The following is a 1,791-nucleotide window of genomic DNA, read 5'->3' as shown; positions in this document are numbered from 1 at the left end:
GATAAACGCAGATAATTTCAGGGTGTTTTCCGATTTTTGCAATTCAAGTCTATTGCAGAAGAGCCTTAAGTCTTGATTCATCGCAAAAATGAACTGGACAAACAAGAATTTCATATTTCAGAAACTTAAATTTTTATCCCAGGGGGAATCAATCATGACTGACGGTAAATTAGGAGTTATATTAAAGATGGCTCAAATAATTAATCCTCAAATTAAGAGCGATCGACATTTTGAAATAGATTTGGAAAAATTGCGTCAACTGCCAGCAGGAACATTAGGCTGTTCAGTGGCGCGATTTCTAGACGAACAAGGGTTTGAGCCGATCGCCTCTGGAGACTGGATTCAACGAAACCACGACGTTTGGCACGTCCTGACGGGTCTTTCACCTTCAACAGAAGATGAGTTTGTACTTCAAGCGTTTACTCGCGCTCAAGTATTTCGCCCTTCCTGTGCGATTTTAGTGTTAGTTGGACTGCTGAGTGGCAAATGCGCGATCGGACAAATTATCAAAGGTTTAAAACATGGAAAATTAGCTGAGCGGCTAATTGACTGGGACGTTGCATCTGATTGGGAAACTCCCTTATCTGAAGTCCGAGAAAAACTGGGGATTATACCATTAATTGATTAATTTTTTAACTCGTCACTGCACTGCAAAACTATGCAAAGCACCATTTACAAACCAATAATCAGCCTGAGTCCGCGGGAAAGAGCGATCGCACAATTAGTAGCGCAAGGTCTGCCAAACAAATCTATTGCCAAAAATTTAAATATCAGTCATTGGACGGTGGCTACTTACGTGAGGCGGATTTTTATCAAACTCGGTGTTTGTTCTAGAACTGCGATGATTGCACTGTTGATGCAAGAAAATATGCTCTGAGACTCATAGGTCGATTGAAGAATTTGAGATTTGAGATTTGAGATTTACCTGCCTTGATGAATCAGGGAACTTGAACTATGGTCTAAAATTTGGGAATCGATCCTGACCCTCGTGTCGGGGATTTATACCTGTTTTTGAGGCGGAATAAGTTAGATAGTAGGGTGCGTCAGCCTGATTTAATTTTTTGGTCATCCAGAAACTCTCGACTGACGCACCCTACAGCCCAGATGTCGAAATTCAAACCCTAAATATAGATCGAGGAATAATAGCTTAACGTGCAATAAAACTCTACAAAAATTCTCAAATATTGACCTGTCAAAACTTCACATTGTCCGGATAAAAACTTAGTTTATAGAAATACCTAATGTTGAAAAAATCGCGAGCTTGTTAGGCTGAGGCATTGGCAATTTACTTTCGAGCGATCGACTTCGAGGGTGTTGCGCTCGATCGCCAATCTACTAAAAACTCTTCCCTGGTGCGATCGCCCGTGAGAAATGTCATGGGGCGATCGTGACATTTGTCAGATGCCGAACATCTTGGGCGATCGATATCTTCAGACTATCAACGAAATATATCTAGAAAAAATTATGGCTACTTTCACCGTTACCAACGCCAACGACAACGAAAGCGATCCAGGTTCCCTGCGATTTGCCATCAAACAGGCGAATGCTCAAGCAGGCGCAGATATAATTACCTTCGACCCAAATTACTTTTCCTTGCCCAGAACCCTTTTCCTTTCATCACAACTCCTCGTCAACGACAGTCTCACCATCAAAGGCACTGGAGTTAATAACCTAACGATTAGCGGCGATGCCAACAATAGCGGCAGCAACGACAATGGCGCAAGGCGAATATACCGGTAGGGGCGAAGCATGACCGCAGAAAATAGGAGATGATAACTAATAACTTATATG

3 protein-coding genes are annotated in these 1,791 nt (G+C 42.0%); all 3 read left to right on the top strand.

Annotation, left to right across the window (positions count from 1 at the left end):
* Window positions 1-187: 187 nt before the first annotated feature.
* The 3 genes from QT974_RS34010 to QT974_RS34000 all read left to right on the top strand — a co-directional run bounded on the left by QT974_RS34010 (window position 188) and on the right by QT974_RS34000 (window position 1,740).
* Complete coding sequence (locus QT974_RS34010; RefSeq protein ID WP_333472760.1) at window positions 188-628, top strand: Coq4 family protein; 441 nt, start codon at window positions 188-190, stop codon at window positions 626-628.
* Window positions 629-658: 30 nt separating this feature from the next.
* Window positions 659-877: a response regulator transcription factor gene (locus QT974_RS34005; RefSeq protein ID WP_333472759.1), complete on the top strand. Its 219-nt coding sequence runs from the start codon at window positions 659-661 to the stop codon at window positions 875-877.
* A 494-nt stretch (window positions 878-1,371) separates the two neighbouring features.
* On the top strand, window positions 1,372-1,740 hold the full coding sequence (locus tag QT974_RS34000; protein ID WP_333472758.1) for a hypothetical protein: 369 nt from the start codon (window positions 1,372-1,374) through the stop codon (window positions 1,738-1,740).
* Window positions 1,741-1,791 lie beyond the last annotated feature (51 nt).

This window comes from Microcoleus sp. BM001215392, from assembly GCF_036700185.1.
Lineage (GTDB): Bacteria > Cyanobacteriota > Cyanobacteriia > Cyanobacteriales > Microcoleaceae > Microcoleus.
The sequence above is the reverse complement of the archived record's forward strand: the minus strand, read 5'-3'. Positions and strand labels throughout refer to the sequence as shown.